Raw genomic sequence first — 20,566 nt, forward strand, 5'->3', positions numbered from 1 at the left:
ATATAATTTAGTATAAATCTATAGATATAATTTTAACTTAATTTATAAATTTAGATTTTTCAATTGTTGCACATCTATTAAAAAAAAAAGAAATAGAAAAATTAGTAAAAAATAATTTTACAATAGATACAATATAATTAATAATTTGGCACTGTAAAAACTAAGGGGTTTAATAAAACATTTGAAGTTATCTACAATGCCTAATTATTCTTTAAATATGTATTAAGTATTATTTCACTAAATAAATTGAAATTAATTTATTTCATGAATTAATTTTATTTAAGCTTTCAGCTCATCATACATAAGGGTCTTTGGACTGTAGTATTTCAGAACCACGAAGTACAAATAAATATGCAGTCCCTTTAGCATCAAATGTGATGGATTCAAACTCACGTTTAGTATTTAATACTGTGTATCCCATATCCTCTTTACTTAAAGTTCCACTCATTAATTTATCAATAGGCATACTATAAAATGCACCGTCGGTAAGTATAAATAATCTATTAGTTACTGGGTTTATACCAATTCCTTGTCCAACAGATTGTTTATAAGCTCCTGGACCTCTACTTAACACATTTGGGGCTTGTTTAGCTGTAATTTTATTTCCGTTTATTGTTCCTTGGTATATTTTAACAGCACCAGTAGGTAGGCTCTGTGATGCTCCATAAACTATTTCAACATAAAAATTACCATATTTATCAAATGCTAAATCATGAACTCCTTTAACATATGATTTACTACCAAGGTTCCACAGTTTAAAGTCATATGATTTTGCTGGTTTTAATGTCTTTGGATCAATTTTTAAAAGTTTTAAATTTTCAGAGCTACTAATGTCCTGCCACATGTATAAATAACCATCTTTTGGATTAAGGCTTAAAGATTGTCCATGACCTGTAGTGAAAGTAGGACCTACTTTAACTGCTTTAGCAATTCTGGTTAATTTTGCATTTAGTTTTTTACCACTTTTATAGAGCATTCCAATTTTACGTAAACTCTTAGCATTTGTTCCTTCTTTATTAACACCTTCCTTATTTAATACTTTCATATCATAACGTACTATAAACCCTTTGTTGCTTTTACTATTGACTAATACAAGAGTGTACAAATAATTTCCTTTTATAGCAGATGATTCAACACAAGTTAATGCTTTTCCTTTCTTCCAAACTTGAGGTAAGAAATATGTAGTCTTGAAAGTATATTTTGCATTAAGGCCATTAACGGGTTTAACTTGATAAATATTTTTTTTAGTTTCTTGTGAGTGACTAGAAACAAATTTTGCGGATTGTGCATACTTTGTAGGTTTTTTAACAGCATCTGGAGCATTAGTTAGGTAAACAACATCTGAACCAAGTGATGTGGCTTTAACTACTCCAACATTAACTGCTGATGCTGAACTAACCATAGCAAAGGCAATGCACATGGTTATTAATAGAATTATTATCGTTTTTTTTCTCATAAATTCACACTTAATTAAGTTTTAAATAGCAGTTGATTTAAATGTATTATATAAGACAAGGCTAAATATTTTAGAAGATAAGTTTTGAACATTGTTATAAAATATACTCTTAGTATACAATTAAATAATCTATTTAAGCTTTTTTAACAGAATAATTTAATTTTTGAGCTAGATAATATTATTTAATATTAAAATACAACTTACCTTTCTTATATTAATTTATTATTAGAATTGTATATTATATATATTTATGGTTGTTGGTATTGTCAAGAACTTCGCTGAAACTTTGTCAGTTTTTTTCATTCCATTTTATTATCTCTCAGTAGCAATGAGGATTAAGATATTGAATAATCTTACCTATGCTCCATAAGATGATATTTATATATAATCGACAAATTTGTTCCAAAAGTTGGTGTTGGATTATAGTTTCACTAAGTATAAAGGTACTTACTAGTTTTCCCTAAATCCACAAGCTATATCTTTATTTGTGAAAGCTAAAGCTAAATATATAAGGTTTTTACTTTTATATTTGTTGTAGTATTTTTTCTTTTCAATTTGATTAAATGATTTGTTTAGTAGTTTATCTAATGATTTAACTTTAGAGTATTTAATTTCTGTAATTATTGGTTGGTCTTTTATTTTGAAAACAGCATCAATTCTACCTGCAAAAGTTTGTACTTCTCCTTGTGGCTCGATACCAAACAAGTATAAAATAATTAAGAATATACTGTGGTAAAATCCTTCATTGTCTCCTTTAAGTTGATAAGGGATTTGCTTGTATATTTCTTCTAATATTTCTGTTAGTTTATGGGAATCTTTATTTAAAATACATTCATAAACTTCATTTCTTAGTTCAATTAGTTCTCCTTCATGTAATTTAGTGTAAGCTGTAACTAATTTATTCATTAAGGACTCTCTAACTTCATGGTTTGGAATATCTAATGTGTATTCAATAGCATCATTAACAGTTTTCTTTTCTATGATTGTTAAGTATCCAGTTTGAAATAATAATGATACAATGTTAAGATTATCTAGGTTAAAATCACTAAAGCCATTTTTTGTTGCAAGTATAGGTTGTAATATTGGTTTTAAATTATTTTTTTTCTTTAAAAATTCTATTAAAAATGTTGGTGTTCCTGTTTCAAACCAATAGTTAGAGAATTTCATTTTATTAAATAAAAGTAATATAGAAAATGGATTATAGACCTTAGTCTTCCCATCCCAGCTATAACCATCATACCAATAATTAATTTTATTTAATACTTCATTCATGTTAAGAGATTCCATTTCCCCTAATTCAGCAATATGTTCTTTAAAATATTCCTCTAACTCTATGTGTGTATAGCCACAAATACCACTATATTTTTTATCTAAAGTAATATCATCGGAATTGTTAAAACCAGAGAATATAGATGTATTACTGAACTTTGAAACACCAGTTATTAAAACAAATCTTAAATATTCGTCATTAGCTTTTAATATTTCATAAAAACTGCAAAGCACTTTGCTGTTAGCATCAACAATAGCTAAATCATCCATGTTGTCAATTATCGGTTTATCATACTCATCAATTAAAACTACGACTTTTTGATTAAATATTTTATGGAGCTTTTTCACGAGTTCTGCGAATTTCATAGATTCATTGGGAGCCTTAAGAGCAATGGAGTACTCTTCTCCAATTGTATCTAAATAAAAGTCAAGTGATGTTTTTAAGTCTTCTGAAGTTTCATGACTAATTTCTCCTAAATCTAAATGTATCACTGGATAAGATTTAGTCCAATCCCATTTATCATAGATATAAAGACCTTTAAATACTTTTTTATTTGCTTGAAATAGTTCTTTTAATGTGCTAATAAGTAGTGATTTACCAAATCTTCTTGGGCGAGATAAAAAATAAGTTTTTCCATTTTTTACTAGCCCATCTAAATATTGTGTTTTATCAACATAGACATAACCTTCTTCGCACATTTGAGAGAAATTTGCAATGCTTACAGGTAATTTTTTCATTTTGTTTCCTCTTTTTATTGTTTTTTAAAATTTTTTACTAGCTATTTAATTGTTTGTACATAATATATATAATTTATACAAATTATAAATAATTTGTCTTAATAAGCAATGCTGTCAACTTAAGAAAAATTTTTTCAAAATTTCATTAGTTTCATTAAAAAAATTGAAATTGATTATTTTTAATTAAATATATTAAGTAAAAGTATAATATTTAAATTAATGTTTATATCTTATTTTTTTAAATGTTCTATTTTGCATGAAACATCTCGATCTTTAATAGCTATTGCTAGTAGTAAAACATTTTTATCTAAATATGGCTTCGGATATTCTTTCTCTTTAATCTGTTTTAGTGCTTTTTCTATCATGTATTTTAGAGAGCTTTTGAGGGAGTATTTTATTTCTATTACTACAATTAAGTCATCTTTTTTTAGTATTGCATCTACTGTTCCTTTGCTGGATTGTATTTCTTCTATTGTTTCTAGTCCTATTGTTTTCATCCAGGATAAAATCATCATGTGGAAGTTGGCTTCTCTTATATTTTCTTTTACTTTGTTAAATAGGGAATTTGGGATTGATGAAAATAGGATTTCAAAGGATTTTTGAAGTTTTTCATTGTCAAGTTTTATAATGGCTTCTAAAATAGTATCCATTAAAAGAGGGATTTTTTCAACTGGTTTTTTAGTATAATATGATAAAATATTAGTATAAAGTGAATCATGAACTTCTTTATTAGGAATACCTAAAGTAAAAATACTAGGTCTACCAATTGTATATTTCTCTTCTTTAATGGTTAAATATCCTGTTTGAAGAAGAATAGTGGTGAAGTCAAGATTTTCCAAATCAAAATTAGGTATATTATCAGTGATGATTTGTTTAGGGTTTAATAAAATGCTAAGATCTAATTTTCCGCTTCCAATAAGTTTCATTAGAAAAGTAGGTGTTCCAGTTTCAAACCAGAAATTAGAAAACCTTTTTTTATCAAATAATGGCAAAATAGAATAAGGGTTATAAAGAAAATCCTTTCCATTATATGAATAGCCATTATACCACTCTTTAATCAGATCTAAAAGATATTCTTTAGAAATATTCTCATCTAAAGCAAAATCAGAAATTCTGTCATCAAAATAAGTTTCAAGCTCTCCTTGAGTATATCCGCAAATTAAGGGAGAAGAAAGAGTTAAATCGGTGAGATTATTTAAACCAGAAAAAATTGAAGTCTTAGCAAATTTAGTCACACCAGTTATAAAAACAAATTCAATATATTCATCATGTTTTAAAGCACTATAGAAACTATTTAATTCGCCACGAATTTTCTTTGCCAATTTTACATCTTCAATATGATCAATAATAGCTTTATCATATTCATCAATTAAAATTACTACTTTTTTATTGGTTTTTAAATATATTTCTTCTATAATCTCCTCAAATTTATCTTTAATTAGATTATTTTTACTTAATTTTATATTAAATTCCTTAGCTTTTCTTTCAAGGAAAATATTTAAGGATTCTTTTAATACATCTTGATTTGTGTAGCCTATTACTGAAAAATCTAAGTGAATAACTGGATATGATTTAGTCCAATTCCATTTATCATAGATATATAAATCTTTAAACAATTTTTTATTGGCTGAAAATAGCTCTTTTAAAGTGCTGACTAATAATGATTTTCCAAATCTTCTAGGTCTTGATAAAAAAAACTTTTTTCCAGGTTTAATCATTTTATAAATATATTTTGTTTTATCCACATATAAATAATCGTTTTCTATTAATGTAGAAAATGTTCCTATATCTGTTGGTAAATTTTTCATAAAAAAAACACCCCAATAAACAATAAAAAAAGAATTCTTTTTTAACTATAATTAGTTTATAATTTAATGTGTTATATTATTATTTTTATTATAAATAAAATTTCCTATATTTATTCAATGCTGCCAATTTAAGAAAAATTTTTTCAAAATTTCATTATTTTCATTAAAAAATTGAAATTGTTTATAAATAAACCTTTCAATTTGTAATATTTATCATCAAATTTATATTAATAATTCCTTAACTTGACAGAAATGGTTATATATTACTAAATATTTATATTGCCATTTAAAACTTTTTATACTAATTTAAGGGACAAATAATTAAAATAAATTCTCAAAAAAGCAAAATATTTATATTGGAGTTTATAGAAATTCTCATAGATAATATAACTTTTTTATATTGATTGGATATGAATATATAAAAAAATTATGAAAATAAATAATATAATTCAAAAAATGTGGTCTTATGAATTCATATATTATAATCAGGGAACAGGGAAATCCTAAAAAAATACAAAAGATTCGGGAAGCCTATAAAAAAATAGAGAGATTTGGTCTTTTTGATGAAAAATACTATTTAGATAAATATCCCCATATAAAAAAATCAAAGATAAAACCATTGGATCACTATGTCTATCATGGCTATAAAGAAGGTAAAAATCCAAGTAAAGAGTTTGATGGGAACTATTACCTTAAAAAATACAAAGATGTTAAAAAAGCACAAATAAATCCACTTATACATTATGCTCTCTATGGTAAAGAAGAAGGAAAATACCCAAATAAAACTGCTGAAAATAACTCAGTTGAAGGACTTTTAAAAAGAGAAAAAAAGGTTAAAAATGAATTAATAGCCATTCAAAAACAACACCAAGAAGAAATCAACAACAACAAACAAGAACACAAAAAAGAAACACAAGAACTAAAAAACACAATCACCAACACACAAAACAACCTAAAAAATGAATTAATAGCCATTCAAAAACAACACCAAGAAGAAATCAACAACAACAAACAAGAACACAAAAAAGAAACACAAGAACTAAAAAACACAATCACCAACACACAAAACAAAATACAAAACAGCTATTCTAATTTAAATAAAATAAGTAGCGAATCAAACTATGCAAATGTGTTTAACAGTACAGTTATTGGGTCAAAATGGTTAAAAAAACAAAATTTTGCTTTGGTAAATAGTGCTGCTAATTATTCATTTTTTTATGGATTATTTAGAATTTTAGATGAAATGAAACCAAAAAATATCTTAGAATTGGGATTAGGACAAACAACAAAGATGACTGCACAATATGTTTACAATTCTGATGAAGAAATAAAACTTACAGTAATAGATAGTGATCAAAGTTGGATAAATAACTTCTCAAAAAACCTAACTTTAAATAGAAATACCAATATATTCCAAGTGAATATGGAAGAATGTCAAACTTCTTCAGGTAATAAAAATTTTAGATATGAAAATTTCGAAAACCTTATAAAAAAAGATCAATTTGATTTAATAATTATTGACGGGCCAATAGGATTTAATCAAAAATATCCTAGAACTAATATCCTAAACATTATAGAAAACCATTTAAAAGAGGAGTTTATAATTATTCTAGACGATTATGATAGACAGGGAGAAAAAAATACCAGTCAAAAGATAAAAGATAAATTAAACAATAAAAATATAAAATATGACACCAAAATTTTCAGAGGACTAAAACATCAAATCGTATTTTTTACACAAAAATATTTCTTTATAAAATGGTACTAAATTTTTTCTAAAAATATTTCTTTATATACTTAATAAACTTATCATTTATCAGAAAATCTAATTTAAGTGTGTTTTAGTTAATTGAGAGTGTAAAAAAGTGTGGATCTTTTTGGAAAAAGTTACTTTTCGCTTATAAACCGTTATAAGCAAAACTGAAAATTTTAGAAAAAACTCCACAAAAATTTACACTCTCTTTCAAGACTATAAACCGTTATTTTTAATTACAAAACAAATTGAATATCCTCTGTTTTTTAAGAATTTTATTTCTTTTAAAGATAGCTATTTATTTTTTTAATTCTTCAATTTTTTCTTTATTAACAATTTTCATTCATTCATAGTTAATTTAGGTAATAACTTGATGTAAAATTTTTTCATGAAAATTTTATTTATTGTGTTGTAATTATTATGGACACCTCCCATTCTATGCCCGCTTAAAAGTTTTACTTTCATTGGATCTGCACTATTTTGAGTACATGTGTTAATAAAAAATTTCTTTAAAATATGGGCATGAAAAAATCGGTCTCCATTACTGTTTTTATAAAATAATTCATCGTTAATCTTTCTAAAAATATTTATTAATGTGAATCTAGAAAGAAAGTCATTAGATCCTTTATTTGAGATGAATAAAGGATTATTAGCTTTTAAATCATTTCTATTTCGTAAATAGTCTATTATTGCATTTGTTGCTTCAGGAGTGTTAAATGTAATACATATATTTCCTTTTTTTTGTGTTTTAGAGGGTATGAAATCCCAACATGGTATAATATCATCTGTGTTTAATAATTTACTAATTGTTTTTATATTTGTTGCCTTTAAGAAATCGTATACAGTAAAATTTCTTATGTCTCCTCCTCTTATTCCACTACTACTCATTAAAAGTACAAGTGCTTTATCTCTTAAATTGTTGGTGTCATTTACTGCTTTCTTAATGTCTCTTTTGTTAGGTATATCATCAGGTCTTAAAAAACTATGAGGTAGTGGGATGCTAATAGGTTTAGGCAGTTCAATATCATATTCATTGTAAAATGACCTTAATATTTTCAAATAGCTATCTGTAGTAGCTTTAGAAACTTTTTTAACATTTATAAGGTAAATATAATATTTAAAAAATGTTTCTGTAATTGTTCTATCTTCAATTGAAGTAAATATTATCTTATTATTCACAATATACGGTTCTTGCTCTTTTTTAGCATCATTTATTAATTTAGATGGGGTTTTGTTAGTTAATTTATATATGTCACCTAAAACTATTTTATATGCATCTTCTCTATTTTTAGATATATTTCTCCTCATAAACAATTGCTGTACTCTTTTATCATTATTTAATTCTTTTATCATGGTTAATATATGTAATAGCTGTTGATTAAATATGTTCAATTATATAAAATTATCATTGGCATTGAAATTTTGTATTTATTGATTAATGTACACTTTTGGGTAATAAAAGTGGAAATTAAACAGTGGTGATGGCAATAGTGCAGACGAAACATGTTACACTTTTGGGTAATAAAAGTGCAAAACAAAACCCAACACAATACCTAAAAAAACACCATCCAGCAATAATAGATTACATGAAAAAACTTTCAAAAATTTCAATCATAATGCTTACTTTTAACAGAAAAAATATTATAAAAAAAGCTATAAATTCTATTGTAAATCAAAGTTTTTCAAATTATGAGCTTATTATCTGTGATGACGGCAGTACAGATGGCACAGAAGATATGGTAAAAAGAGAGTTTAGAGGGTATTTTAAACAAAATAAATTTGTTTATTTAAAACAAAACCATTTAGGTGTTTCTAAAGCGAGGAATAATGCATTAAGGCATGCAAGAGGAGAACTAATCGCATATTTAGATGCTGATCATTATTGGAAACATGATTATCTTGAAAAAATGGCACAACTTGTTAAGGATGAAAATGACTCAGCATATTGTTTAATAGAAATACATGATTTGGTCAAAAATAAGTACCATATAGGTCAACAATATAATAAAAATGATTTGTTAAAATCTAATTTTATCGACTTAAATACTTTTGTTCATAAAACTCAAATATATCGGGATTTAGGAGGTTTTAATGAATCTTTAACAAGTGCAGTTGATTGGGATATTATTTTAAGATATACTAAAAATATCATCCCCTATTTTTTAAATGAAGTTTTAGTCTATTCTGATGAAGCAGATTTGGTTGTTTCAAAAATACCTCAGGAATACAAATACAAATTTACTTCATCTTCTATATTTTGTAATGTAGCTCCGTCTGTTTATTTAAATTCTTTTTTTAAAGGGGGGTTTCATAGAAAATTTTGGAATTTAGAATCTTATACTCGGCTTTCTATACTTAACGATCAAGTAATAAATTCTGTTTTGACCGAAGAAGATATGCGTATAATATCTATTATGGATCAAGAAAAAAGAATGTTACATGAAAAATATAAAAATAGACCTCAAAATGAGTTAGTATCGATTATAATGCCGACTTATAATCGTTCTAAAGTCATCCCTGATGCAATAATATCTGTAATTTCTCAAACTTATGAAAATTGGGAATTAATAATAGTTGATGACGGAGGTACTGATAATACTGGTGAAATAGTACATAAGTTTAATGATAAAAGAATTATTTATCATAAATTATCTAGTAATAAAGGCAGTGCCATTGCTAGAAACACAGCATTAGCGATGTCTAAAGGATCTATTATATCTTACCTTGATGATGATAACATATGGGATATTGACATGCTTCTTATTAGTGTTAATGAATTAAGAGATTCTAATAGAAAAATTATTTATTCTGCACAAATAGTATGGGATGGCTTTAATGAAATTTCAAGAATAGGTAACAACTTAAAATATGTTAGATTCTCTCAATTTAATCGTAGTTTACTTGAAAATCATAATTATATCGATATGATGTCTTTAGTACATGATAGATCTCTTTTTGAGTCTTTAGGTGGTTTTGATGAATCTTTAAAAAGTGTTGTAGATTGGGATTTAATTTTAAGATATAGTGAAAAAGAAATTCCAAAATCAATACCATGTATATTAGGTCACTATTTTGCCAAACGGTGTGATGAATCTATATCTAGTTGGGGGCATACACTCAGTAAGAATCAGATAGCATATCAAAAGCTAATTGAAAGGTCTTGTTTTAAAGACACTCTATTTTTTAATGACAATAGTTATACAATTTTTGGCACAAGCAAAATAGCTCAAAAAGAAAGAAGTAATTTATTATCAAGGTTAGATAACAGGGAAACCGAGATAATAATACCTAACTATGAATCAAAAGTCCAGCTAAAAAACTGTGTTGAAAGCATAGTAAACCACACTTCAATACCTTATAATATTTTAATTTGTGACAATAATTCCTCTGAAGATACTAGGATTTTCTTAAACAAATTATGTCAAAAATATGATAATATAAGATGGATAAAAGTAGACGAAAATCAAGGATTTTCACATGCGGTTAATGAAGGCTTAAAAGCCGCATTTAAAAAGAACAATGATATTTTGATTTTAAACAATGATACAATTGTTACTCCTAACTGGTTAGATGAACTTAAATTAGTTTTATATGAAAATAAAGATGTGGGAGTTGTGTTTCCAAGACAAGTATTACTTAATGGCAGTAAGACTATTAAAGCACATTCTCCAAGAGCAGCATCTATTTTTGAAGTTGATGTTACTTTATCCCATCATCATTCAAATATTATAAATAGGTTTGGTTGGGATAAATTTGAATTAAATTATAGTCCCTTTTTTTGCACATTAATTAGATATGAAGATGCAGTTTCAACAGGATTTTTAGATGTTAAAAATGGAGCACATTATAGGTCTGATTGGATTTATTCTGATTTATTACGTATAAAAACAGGTAAAAAAATTGTTTATACTCCATATAGTAAAGTTTATCACTTGCATCGCATTTCAACTGATCATTTTCTAAGCAAAAATAAAAAAAACCTTTAATTTTTTGCTTTTATGGTCTATTTCATGAGTTTATAATTCATCAGAAATTAAAGAGAGATATGAAAAAAATTTAGAAAGGGTTTTTTAAGAAATTTATCGAGGATTGATTTTTTGAAAAAATTTATTGAAAATATTATTAGTTTAGATATTAACGATATAAAAAGTTTTGATTTTTATTTTGATGAGCTTTTTGGTTTAGAAATCATTAAATATGAAATTAAGTATGAGTTTTTAATAAAGCTTTCAAGAAACAATGATAATTTAATTTGTTTTGGTTCAGGAGCAGTTGAAAGAAAGGGGTCAAAAGCATTAGCACCTCCAATTTTTAACAGATGGTCATGGCATGAGTATTTTAATGATTCTATTTTATTTTATAGTGATCCTACATTGACAATGAACAATGATTTAAAATTAGGTTAGTGTGTAGGTGATAAAGATACTCATTATCTTGAAATTATTTCGAAAATTATTAAACTTATATCAAAAAATATTAATGTTCCAAATGAGAACATTCTTTTTTATGGAAGCTCAGGGGGGTTATACATCAATACAGCTAGGCACTTTAATAAAAGGCTCTCAAGTTCTTGTAAATAATGCACAAATAATATTAAAAAATTTTTTTTATTATTCCATTATGATGGATTATGTTTTTAAAGGTGATAATGATAATGTTTCAAGCAAATATGAATATCGTTTAAGTGCTTTAGCTATGTTTAAAAAAGAAAATTATATTCCTAATATTACTTATTATGCTAATATTGGATCTGAAGATGATATATTAAACCAATGTATTCCACTCATAAAAGGAATTATAAATCTAGATTTTTTAAATAATAATAATGTGGAAATAGTTCTTTATCATAGTAAAAATGGTCATAACCCATATATTCTAAACACACTATATCAATAATTAAAAAATTTTTACGCGAAAAAATGTGCAGTAGTAAACAAAAAATAGAACCTTATTTAATGATATCTAATCTTGAGATAGAAAATGCTAAACTGAGAGAAATTAACAATTCATTAAAAGAAGAGAATATTGTGTTAAAAAACAAAAGTAGAGTAAATGCTAATGAAATATTAGATATAAATCAAGAATAGTGGTTAATTTTGCTGATAACTTGTTGAATTTTATATCTGAGTATTATTCGCATATTGTTAGCATATACTTGTACACATGGTGTCTGAAAATCCATGAAGAATATGGATTAAAATCACCTAAAATTTAAATTGAACAGCAAATAAAACTATTTTAATAAAAGTACAGTTGTATAGTTTTATAAATTTAAATTAAGTGTTAATTAAATAGAATCTGTAAAAAGTATGGAGTTTTTTTTGATTTTTTAAAAAAATAGGATTTTTTTTATTTTCTGTTAATTTTTAGTTTTTAGTGAAACATTTATGTTTTAAATGACTAATTTTGTTTATTGTCTTATAAAAATTCTATATTTTTAAATTTAAGCATTATAAAATAGTAATATTATATATAATATAGAACAGATAATTATATATGACAATAAAGACAATATCTGCCTTAATGATACTATTGGTTACATACAGCTTAAACTTTCCGATTTTATTGGTGAAAAAATAAACTTTCAGGAAAAAATTGAAGAAAATGTTTTTCACAAAGATAAACCTAAAAATATTAACAAAAATACCCATATTTTAACATAAAGACATTTTCAAATGATAAAACCAATTTGTAATCGCTTTAATTTTACAGAACATACAAAACAAGGATTTTATCAAATTAAACCAAAATTTGAGAATGACATACAAGTAAATATTCATTTACAAAGATATAAATGTAAAAATTGTGATAAAAAATACTCAAAAATATTAAGAAAAATAAATACCCAGAACTAGAAATAATATCTACACTACACTATTTAACTGAATTACAGAATGTATTCAGAACATACAACTACGATGAATGTTTAAAACTATTTAAAGAATTATTAGACAAATCAAACCACTTTTACCAATTTTAATAGAAATAATATCAGAAAAAATAATTCCAAACTTCAACAAACTCACAAAATACATGAGAGAAAACTCCATATCACGAACATCAAACAAAGCAGAATAAGAATACAGCAAATCAAACCCCTACGAAATTAAAAGAAAATACAAAATAATTGAAGGAATAGTAGAATATTTAGCACCCAATATGACAAAACAAACCAATATGAGAAAAAACCCCACAATTTTTTACAACCTCCTTACTTTGCTGTGCAAAATAAAGTAAAGTATATTAAGTGGAAATTGTAGCATACAACATTTGTGCAACATAATAATGCATGAGTCACACTTAATATCTCATTGGGAGGCTCTTACACACAGCATTATTCTGTTTTTGTGCATACATATATCTCATCATTTATTCTTCCATGTTTTTTAATTTCATCTTTGTTAATTAAATTATCCTTGCTAACCACTTCAACATTAAATCCAACAGACTTTAAACGTTCTGAAAAATCCTTTCCATAAGCTCTTAAATGGTCAAATTGTCCATAATATTTTGATCTTAATTCTGGAGTATTATATTCTTCTTTTTCTAATGTTTCTTCTTTGAGTATTGGTACCATTATAACTATTTTTCCATTATATGGTTTCACAACCCTATAAAGTTCATTCATAGCTTTTATATCATCTGGAACATGTTCTAAAACATGAGAGTTATATATTAAGTCAAATGTGTTATCAGGATAAGGAATGTCTTGCATATCTATTTTTTCCATGTTATCTTTTAACTTAGACAGATCTGCTGGATGATATTCAATATTTTTCTGGTTTTTAAATTTCTGATAGAATATGGGTTCTGGTGTAAAATGAAGGAATTTAATGTTTTTAGTAAAAATTTCGGTATTGTTTTTAAAAAATAAGTAAACTAACCTATGTCTTTCCACAGATCCACATATTGGACATAATGCTTGGGTCTTGGACTTTCTCCAAAAGGTAAGAACATTTTAAATGTGTTATCACAAATAGGGCAGTATTTACTTTCATTTTCTAAATTATTTATTGTATTTACAATATCTTTTATTAAAGCCAATTGTGACTGTATTTTTTGCTCTTTATTTGCCAAAACTGTTTCAATAGTTTTTTCATTCTGATTTTCTTTTTTTGTCTTAATTGCAATATTTTCTTCATACATTTTTCCAACCCTTTTTTAAGTGATTTTTAGATTATTTTGTGTATTTACTCATAGTGGTCTTGCCAATTTAATTTTTTTGAAATTAAGTGTTAACATGATATTTTGATAATTTTTTATCCTCATTATTCAGTTAAATTCCAGTGAATTTTATGCTTATTTTTTTTACATCATCCAAGTTTTCATTGGAATTTTTTCCTTTATGTCTCCAATTAATGGCTTATGTTTTTTATTGACACAAATTATTGTATATTTTGGATCATAGTCCTCAAAATATAGTTTTAAAATTTCATACATCTTTTTTTGATATTCTAAACCCATTTTATGTGCTACATCTTTTTTGTCCAAGGTTTGTTTGAATTTTTTTAAACAACTTGGATAGCCCCATAAACTATAGTTTTAAAACCTTCTTTTTCATAATAATTTGGATCATAAGCCTAATAATCCATTTTTATTGCCTTTAAGTGGATCAATAAAATATAAAACAATTATTTCAGTTTTTTTTAACACCATATTTCTTTGTGACCAGAACGAAGCTTATCACACAAAGTAGATCCTTTTCTACAAACCAAATATCTATTTTTAATGTTTGTTATGATTTGCCAATGCTGTCAAGTTAAGGAATTTTTAATATAATTTTCATGATAAGTATTATAAGTTAAAATCTTTGTTTATAAATAATTTCAATTTTTTAATGAAACTAATGATAATTTTGAAAAAGATTTTTCTTAAATTAACAGCATTGATGATTTACTATGATTTATCAGGATGGTACTTATTTGGTGATATTTTATCCCAGTTTATGGAATGTTTAATAATTTTAGCAGGATGACCTCCAATTACAACATTAGGTTCATTAAACTTTCTAGTTACTAAAGAACCAGTCCCTATTACAGAATTACTCTGAATCACTGATCCTTTTAAGACTTTTACTGCATGACCTAACCAAACATGATCACCAATTATCACCGATTCATCAGCATTGATTAACTCTAGAGTATTTAAATCATATATAGTATGACTATCTGAAGTTCTAATATCAAAATGGGAACCAAACATACAATTTTTGCCTATTATGACTCCTTTATTAGTATCATGACCAATAATTATTTGCCCCCCTCTCATGTGAGTATTTTCCCCAATTTCAATATAATTATTTTTCCCATGTACATAAAATTTAGTATTTTGAATGAATGAATCAAAAGTAGATCCAATAATTACTTTTGAATTTGTTCCCACTTCTATCTGAACATTCCTAAAAGTATAAGGCTTGTGAATTTCAATGTATGCACTTTTTCCTAAAAATTTCACATCAGCACCCTTAATTTTATCAACTATTTGCTTATTACCCTCAGAATCTACGAAGCAAATTTTATTATCATGTTTGGAATCTAATTTGCCACTGTTATTTTCTCTAATAATATCACAACCTCTTAATTAAAGTCTTGTATTTTCTCCAATTCATTTTTAAAAGGAGAATTTTTAAAATAAGAGTACCATTCTTTTGAGTATAATCCATCAGTATACTTCCATGGTTTGTCTGCTGAGGCAAAATGTATGATTACAGCTTTTTTTTCTATATCTTCTAGATTTTGGTAAGATGTTCTGAAAAGAGAATTTATCTGTTCAAATTTGTACTTTTTCTTTGCTCTATGTAAATTTATTAATAAAAAATTAAATTTTATATCAATAAGCTTAACCTTCTCATCATGAAGCACTATATTAAACACATTTTGATCCATCAAATTCATGTCTTTCAACTCTTTTTTTGTTTTGATAAGCAAGTTAGAAATATTATCTTTCCTTAAATATTCAAGGTTTAACAACATCATACCTGAATTGAAATAAGTGGGTATTTCCAAATGTTGACGATTAGAATATAGTTTTCCAGTATCATGTACAGCAGCAACATAATATTTTTCAATATTTTTGCTAAACAGTTCCTTTAAATCTTTTTTTACTATTATGTCTCCGTCTAAATATAAAATTTTATCTTCTGATGGAAATATATTAGGAATTTCAAATTTTAGTAATGCTGCTTTGGTTGCAACACACAAAGCTTTTTCTTTAAAAACATGCATTTTTTCAAATTTTTCTGATGAAAAATCAATTATATTTATTCTAACATCACTATTTTGCATTGAAATAAGCTTTTCCTTATGTTTTAATGTTAAATTGTCAGCAATTATGAAAATATCGTAAAAGGTACTTTTATTTTTATTTGTTATCAATGAAACAATAGAAACACTAGTTGGAATCACATAATTCTCATCAGTAATAAATACAATAGGAACTCTATTACTTTCATTTAATTTTAATAGAATTTGAGGATAATGATTTACGATGTTATCTATAGATATGTTGTTTTTACTTAATCCTCCCACATTTTGAGAATTTAATGTGGTCTCATTATTCAATCCAAGTTCTCTTTTAATATTAACATATATTAATTCTCTATAACCATTATCAACGATTTTAATTTTTTTATCATTCATAACTGCCATAGCCCAAAACCAAATGTCATCAGTACTTGGTGCTAAATTCATGAATAATTTTTCATTGAGCACATCTTTAAACAAGGAATTTGGGGGATATAAAACTCCTCCAACTCCAGTAAAAAAGTTTAAAAAAGAAGAACTCTCATTTTGAATTGTTTTTTTCCATTTAACATATGGTAAGATTTTATCATTTTCAAACATTATTGAATGTGCTCTATGACAAATAATTGAATTTCCATCATAAATTTTATATAGTTCTCCTAACCAGTTTTTAGGATAAAGCACATCATCATCAGCTGTGACAATTATATCCTCAGGATATTCTTTTAAAGTAAAAATGAGTTTGTTATAACTTTTTAAATTTTTACACCATTTTATGGTTAATCCGTACTTTTTAAAGTTTTTTACTTTTATTGGAATATCATTTTCAAGATTAGGGAATTCTTCTTTGGATAACCATAAAATAATTTTATCTGGTTTTGTATTTTGGGATAAAAGAGAATACAATGTATAATGCATATCATACATTCTTTCAGGAAAAGAGGCTAAAGAAACAATTATTTTTGGATCTCTCTTTACTTTAGTAATACCACATTCTCGGAAATTTTCTATTTCATGGTCAATTTTAGTTTTATTAAAAGAACGGTTAATAAAAGTAGTATATTGTCTGAATTTATTTTTGAATTCATTAATTTTATTAACACTTATCCTTTGTTTTTCCCAAGATTTTATGTTTTCAGATTTTATATACTGTTGTTGGCTTTCTGGAAGAGAAGATATAATTATTGAAATTTCGACTGTTAAGTAATTCTTTAGTTTTTCTATTGTTGCTGGGTGGTGTTTTTTTAGGTATTGTGTTGGGTTTTGTTTTGCACTTTTATTACCCAAAAGTGTAAATGAATTATTATCAATTCCTTTTAAAATATCTGTGTATTCTGGCTTATTGTATCCTTCTGGAACTGGTTTAATTTTTGTATTATTCTTAAGTGCCATTGTGTATGCAAATATATTGTTATTTGGAGATGATTTTATTGATAAGCTATTTAATATATATACATATAAGCTATTAGGTGGGTACAATACTCCACATTCTTCATCAAAGTAGTTTAAAATGGATTCTTCATTTGCTGTTGTAGGTTTCCACTCATTGTATGGTGTAATATCACCATCAGCATTAGAGCTTATTCTTTTAGTGCTGTGTGCTATTATGTTTTTTCCATCATATTCATTATATAATTTATCTAACCAATCTTTTGGATAGAGTATATCGTCATTTGCTGTCACTATGATACTATTTGGATATTCTTTTAAAGATGGGATTAGCTTTTTATAATCTCCAATGTCTTCACACCATTTTATTGTTAAGCCATTCTTTTTAAGGTTTTTTAACTTATGTGGAATATCATTTTCTAGGTTAGGGAATTCTTCTTTTGATAACCATAGTATGATTTCATCGGGTTTTGTTTCTTGGCTTAGGAGAGAATATAGAGTGTAATGGCTATTGTATATTGTTTCTGGAGATGATGTTAGAGATATAATTAGCTGTGGGATTCTTTTTTCTTTATTAATTCCATATTCTTTGAAATTTTCTAATTTAGTGCTAATTTTATCTTTTTTAATCTGGATTGAATTTAAGGAAATGTTATATTCTTTGAATTCATTTTTTAATTTTTCTAAATCATGTTTTGATTGTTTTTTTTCTTTATTAATTTCCTCTTTTAAAATGTTAATGGTTTGATTGGTTTGCTTTTCTCTATTTAAAAGACCATTAAGCGAATTATATTCAGCATTTTTGTTTGGATGTCTTCCTTCTTCTTCACCGTGTGTTAGGTAGTGTTCTACTGGATCTACTTTTGCTTTTTTAATGTCTGGATATTTGTCTAAATAGTATTTTTTATCAAATTTAATTCTTTCAATTTTTTGGTTTGGATGTCTTCCTTCTTTTTCACCGTGTGTTAGGTAGTGTTCTACTGGATCTATTTTTGCTTTTTTAATATCTGGATACTTATTTAAATAATAATTCTTATCAAATTGGATATTTTCAAGTTTTTTATTTGAATAGTTTCCTTTTTTTTCACCATATTTGATATAGTGTTCTATTGGATCAATTTTATCTTCTTTAAGAGATAGATACTTATTTAGATAATATTTTCTATTAAACTGAATGTTTTCAAGTTTTTTGTTTGGATATCTATTTTCTTTTTCGCCGTATGTGAGGTAGTGTTCTGTTGGGTCTATTTTGGCTTTTTTAATGTCTGGATATTTGTCTAAATAGTATTTTTTATCAAATTTAATGTTTTCAATTTTTTGGTTTGAATGTCTTCCTTCTTTTTCACCGTATGTGAGATAATGTTCAATTGGGTCTATTTTTGCTTTTTTAATATCTGGATACTTATTTAAATAATAATTTTTATCAAATCTAATATTTTCAATTTTTTTGTTTGGGTATCTTCCTTCTTTTTCGCCATATCTAATATAGTGTTCTGTTGGGTCTATTTTGGCTTTTTTAATGTCTGGATACTTATTTATATAGTATTTTCTATCAAACTGAATGTTTTTAAGTTTTTTATTTGGATATCTATTTTCTTTTTCACCGTATGTGAGATAATGTTCTACTGGGTCTATTTTTGCTTTTTTAATATCTGGATACTTATTTAAATAATATTTTCTGTCAAATCTAATGTTTTCAATTTTTTGGTTTGGATGTCTTCCTTCATTTTTTCCAAATTTAAGGTAATGCAAATATGGATCCATTTTTGCTTTTTTAACATCTGGATATTTGTTTAAATAATATTTTCTATTAAATTGAAGATTTTCAATTTTTTTGTTTGGATATCTATTTTCATTTTTACCATATCTTATGTAGTGCTCTATTGGTCTTATCTTGGCTTTTTTAAGGTCTTCATATTTGTTTAAATAGTAGTTTTTATCAAATTCTATATCGATTATATTTTCCAAATCTCCCACTTTTTGTTTGTATTGTGTTTCTAGTTTTTGAATCTTTTCCTTTCTTTTTAAGGCAATATTCAATAGGTTGTTTGCTGTTGTTTGTCTTTTTTCTCTTTTACCATACAGTGTGTAATGTATCAATGGGTTTATTTGTGATTTTTTCACATCAGGATACTTTTTTAGGTAAAATTTAGGGTCGAAATTTTTACTTGGTATTTTTCCTTCTTTATATCCATGATAAATAAAGTGGTCTAAAGGAGATAATTTTGAATCTTTTATGTGAGGATACTTTTTTAAATAGAATTCTTCATCAAAAAAATCATCTTTTTTTATTTCTTTATAAGCCTTTAACATTCTATAAATTGCTTTTGGATTTAATTTTTCTTTCTTAATAATGTAGGAAACCATAAAAATCACATAGAATTATTTTATATTTGCTAAAAATAGGTACTAAAAGGATAATTATAACATTTACATAATTTCAGTTGGATATTAAGCTAAATAAATATTTTTTTAGAAAATTATAGATATCTATTCAAATAAAGCACTTAAAAATTAGAGAATAATCATGCTTGTTTTAATTAATCTATTTTAAACAGTTAATTATTATTTAAAATTTGTCAATTCTAAATCAAATTTTAAATAATAATTAGCAATGATTTTAAACTAAAAATTTTTATTTATTATTAAAATAAGTGAAAAGTATGAAGTTTATCTAAGTAAAGAATTTAAATATCAATTATATTTTATGATATGGTTGTAATTAGCAATCAAATACTCTTTAGTTAGCACTTTAACATTTAATATATAGTTTAAATCGAAAAATTTAAAAGCAATGTTTAACATATTATCTTTATGGCAAATAAAGTACAAAAAAAAGTTAAAAAATGTATTAAGAAAACTCGTTTGAATAAACTTATTAATAGACATCAACAAAAAGCTGATGTTTTAA

At 25.4% G+C, this 20,566-nt stretch carries 14 protein-coding genes; 5 read left to right on the top strand and 9 right to left on the bottom strand.

Going from position 1 to position 20,566, the window contains the following annotated elements; genetic code table 11:
* Positions 1–295: 295 nt before the first annotated feature.
* The 3 genes from MBCUR_RS05650 to MBCUR_RS05660 form a co-directional block, all read right to left on the bottom strand.
* Positions 296–1,456, bottom strand: a complete 1,161-nt coding sequence (locus MBCUR_RS05650; RefSeq protein ID WP_067091374.1) for a hypothetical protein — start codon at positions 1,454–1,456, stop codon at positions 296–298.
* Positions 1,457–1,906: 450 nt separating this feature from the next.
* A complete protein-coding gene (locus MBCUR_RS05655) occupies positions 1,907–3,463 on the bottom strand; it encodes an ATP-binding protein (RefSeq protein ID WP_067091377.1) in 1,557 nt (518 codons plus the stop codon).
* 230 nt (positions 3,464–3,693) lie between these two features.
* Complete coding sequence (locus MBCUR_RS05660) at positions 3,694–5,271, bottom strand: ATP-binding protein (RefSeq protein ID WP_067091380.1); 1,578 nt, start codon at positions 5,269–5,271, stop codon at positions 3,694–3,696.
* A gap of 466 nt (positions 5,272–5,737) precedes the next feature.
* Between MBCUR_RS05660 and MBCUR_RS05665 the strand changes: the two genes are divergently transcribed.
* Positions 5,738–7,039, top strand: a complete 1,302-nt coding sequence (locus tag MBCUR_RS05665) for a hypothetical protein (RefSeq protein ID WP_067091382.1) — start codon at positions 5,738–5,740, stop codon at positions 7,037–7,039.
* A 324-nt stretch (positions 7,040–7,363) separates the two neighbouring features.
* Here MBCUR_RS05665 and MBCUR_RS05670 read toward each other — a convergent pair whose 3' ends face one another.
* A complete protein-coding gene (locus MBCUR_RS05670; protein ID WP_169805801.1) occupies positions 7,364–8,416 on the bottom strand; it encodes a site-specific integrase in 1,053 nt (350 codons plus the stop codon).
* A gap of 89 nt (positions 8,417–8,505) precedes the next feature.
* Between MBCUR_RS05670 and MBCUR_RS05675 the strand changes: the two genes are divergently transcribed.
* From MBCUR_RS05675 to MBCUR_RS10355, 4 genes are all read left to right on the top strand, one after another.
* Positions 8,506–11,010 (top strand): glycosyltransferase, encoded by a 2,505-nt coding sequence (locus MBCUR_RS05675; protein ID WP_084269544.1) that lies wholly within the window; start codon positions 8,506–8,508, stop codon positions 11,008–11,010.
* Positions 11,011–11,121: 111 nt separating this feature from the next.
* Positions 11,122–11,430 (top strand): hypothetical protein, encoded by a 309-nt coding sequence (locus MBCUR_RS05680; protein WP_067091390.1) that lies wholly within the window; start codon positions 11,122–11,124, stop codon positions 11,428–11,430.
* Positions 11,431–11,512: 82 nt separating this feature from the next.
* A complete protein-coding gene (locus MBCUR_RS05685; protein WP_169805802.1) occupies positions 11,513–11,920 on the top strand; it encodes a hypothetical protein in 408 nt (135 codons plus the stop codon).
* A 23-nt stretch (positions 11,921–11,943) separates the two neighbouring features.
* Positions 11,944–12,111: a hypothetical protein gene (locus MBCUR_RS10355; protein WP_157077687.1), complete on the top strand. Its 168-nt coding sequence runs from the start codon at positions 11,944–11,946 to the stop codon at positions 12,109–12,111.
* A gap of 1,247 nt (positions 12,112–13,358) precedes the next feature.
* Here MBCUR_RS10355 and MBCUR_RS05690 read toward each other — a convergent pair.
* The 5 genes from MBCUR_RS05690 to MBCUR_RS05710 form a co-directional block, all read right to left on the bottom strand.
* On the bottom strand, positions 13,359–13,922 hold the full coding sequence (locus MBCUR_RS05690) for a class I SAM-dependent methyltransferase (RefSeq protein WP_067091395.1): 564 nt from the start codon (positions 13,920–13,922) through the stop codon (positions 13,359–13,361).
* Positions 13,904–14,170, bottom strand: a complete 267-nt coding sequence (locus MBCUR_RS05695; protein ID WP_067091398.1) for a hypothetical protein — start codon at positions 14,168–14,170, stop codon at positions 13,904–13,906. The genes MBCUR_RS05690 and MBCUR_RS05695 overlap by 19 nt, the downstream gene beginning before the upstream one ends.
* Positions 14,171–14,332: 162 nt before the next feature.
* Positions 14,333–14,515 (bottom strand): hypothetical protein, encoded by a 183-nt coding sequence (locus MBCUR_RS05700; protein ID WP_067091400.1) that lies wholly within the window; start codon positions 14,513–14,515, stop codon positions 14,333–14,335.
* A gap of 405 nt (positions 14,516–14,920) precedes the next feature.
* A complete protein-coding gene (locus tag MBCUR_RS05705; protein ID WP_067091403.1) occupies positions 14,921–15,478 on the bottom strand; it encodes an acyltransferase in 558 nt (185 codons plus the stop codon).
* 122 nt (positions 15,479–15,600) lie between these two features.
* Entirely contained in the window at positions 15,601–20,022 is a 4,422-nt protein-coding gene (locus tag MBCUR_RS05710) for a glycosyltransferase family 8 protein (protein WP_067091406.1), read from the bottom strand.
* Positions 20,023–20,566: the final 544 nt, after the last annotated feature.

Source organism: Methanobrevibacter curvatus (assembly GCF_001639295.1).
Lineage (GTDB): Archaea > Methanobacteriota > Methanobacteria > Methanobacteriales > Methanobacteriaceae > Methanoflexus > Methanoflexus curvatus.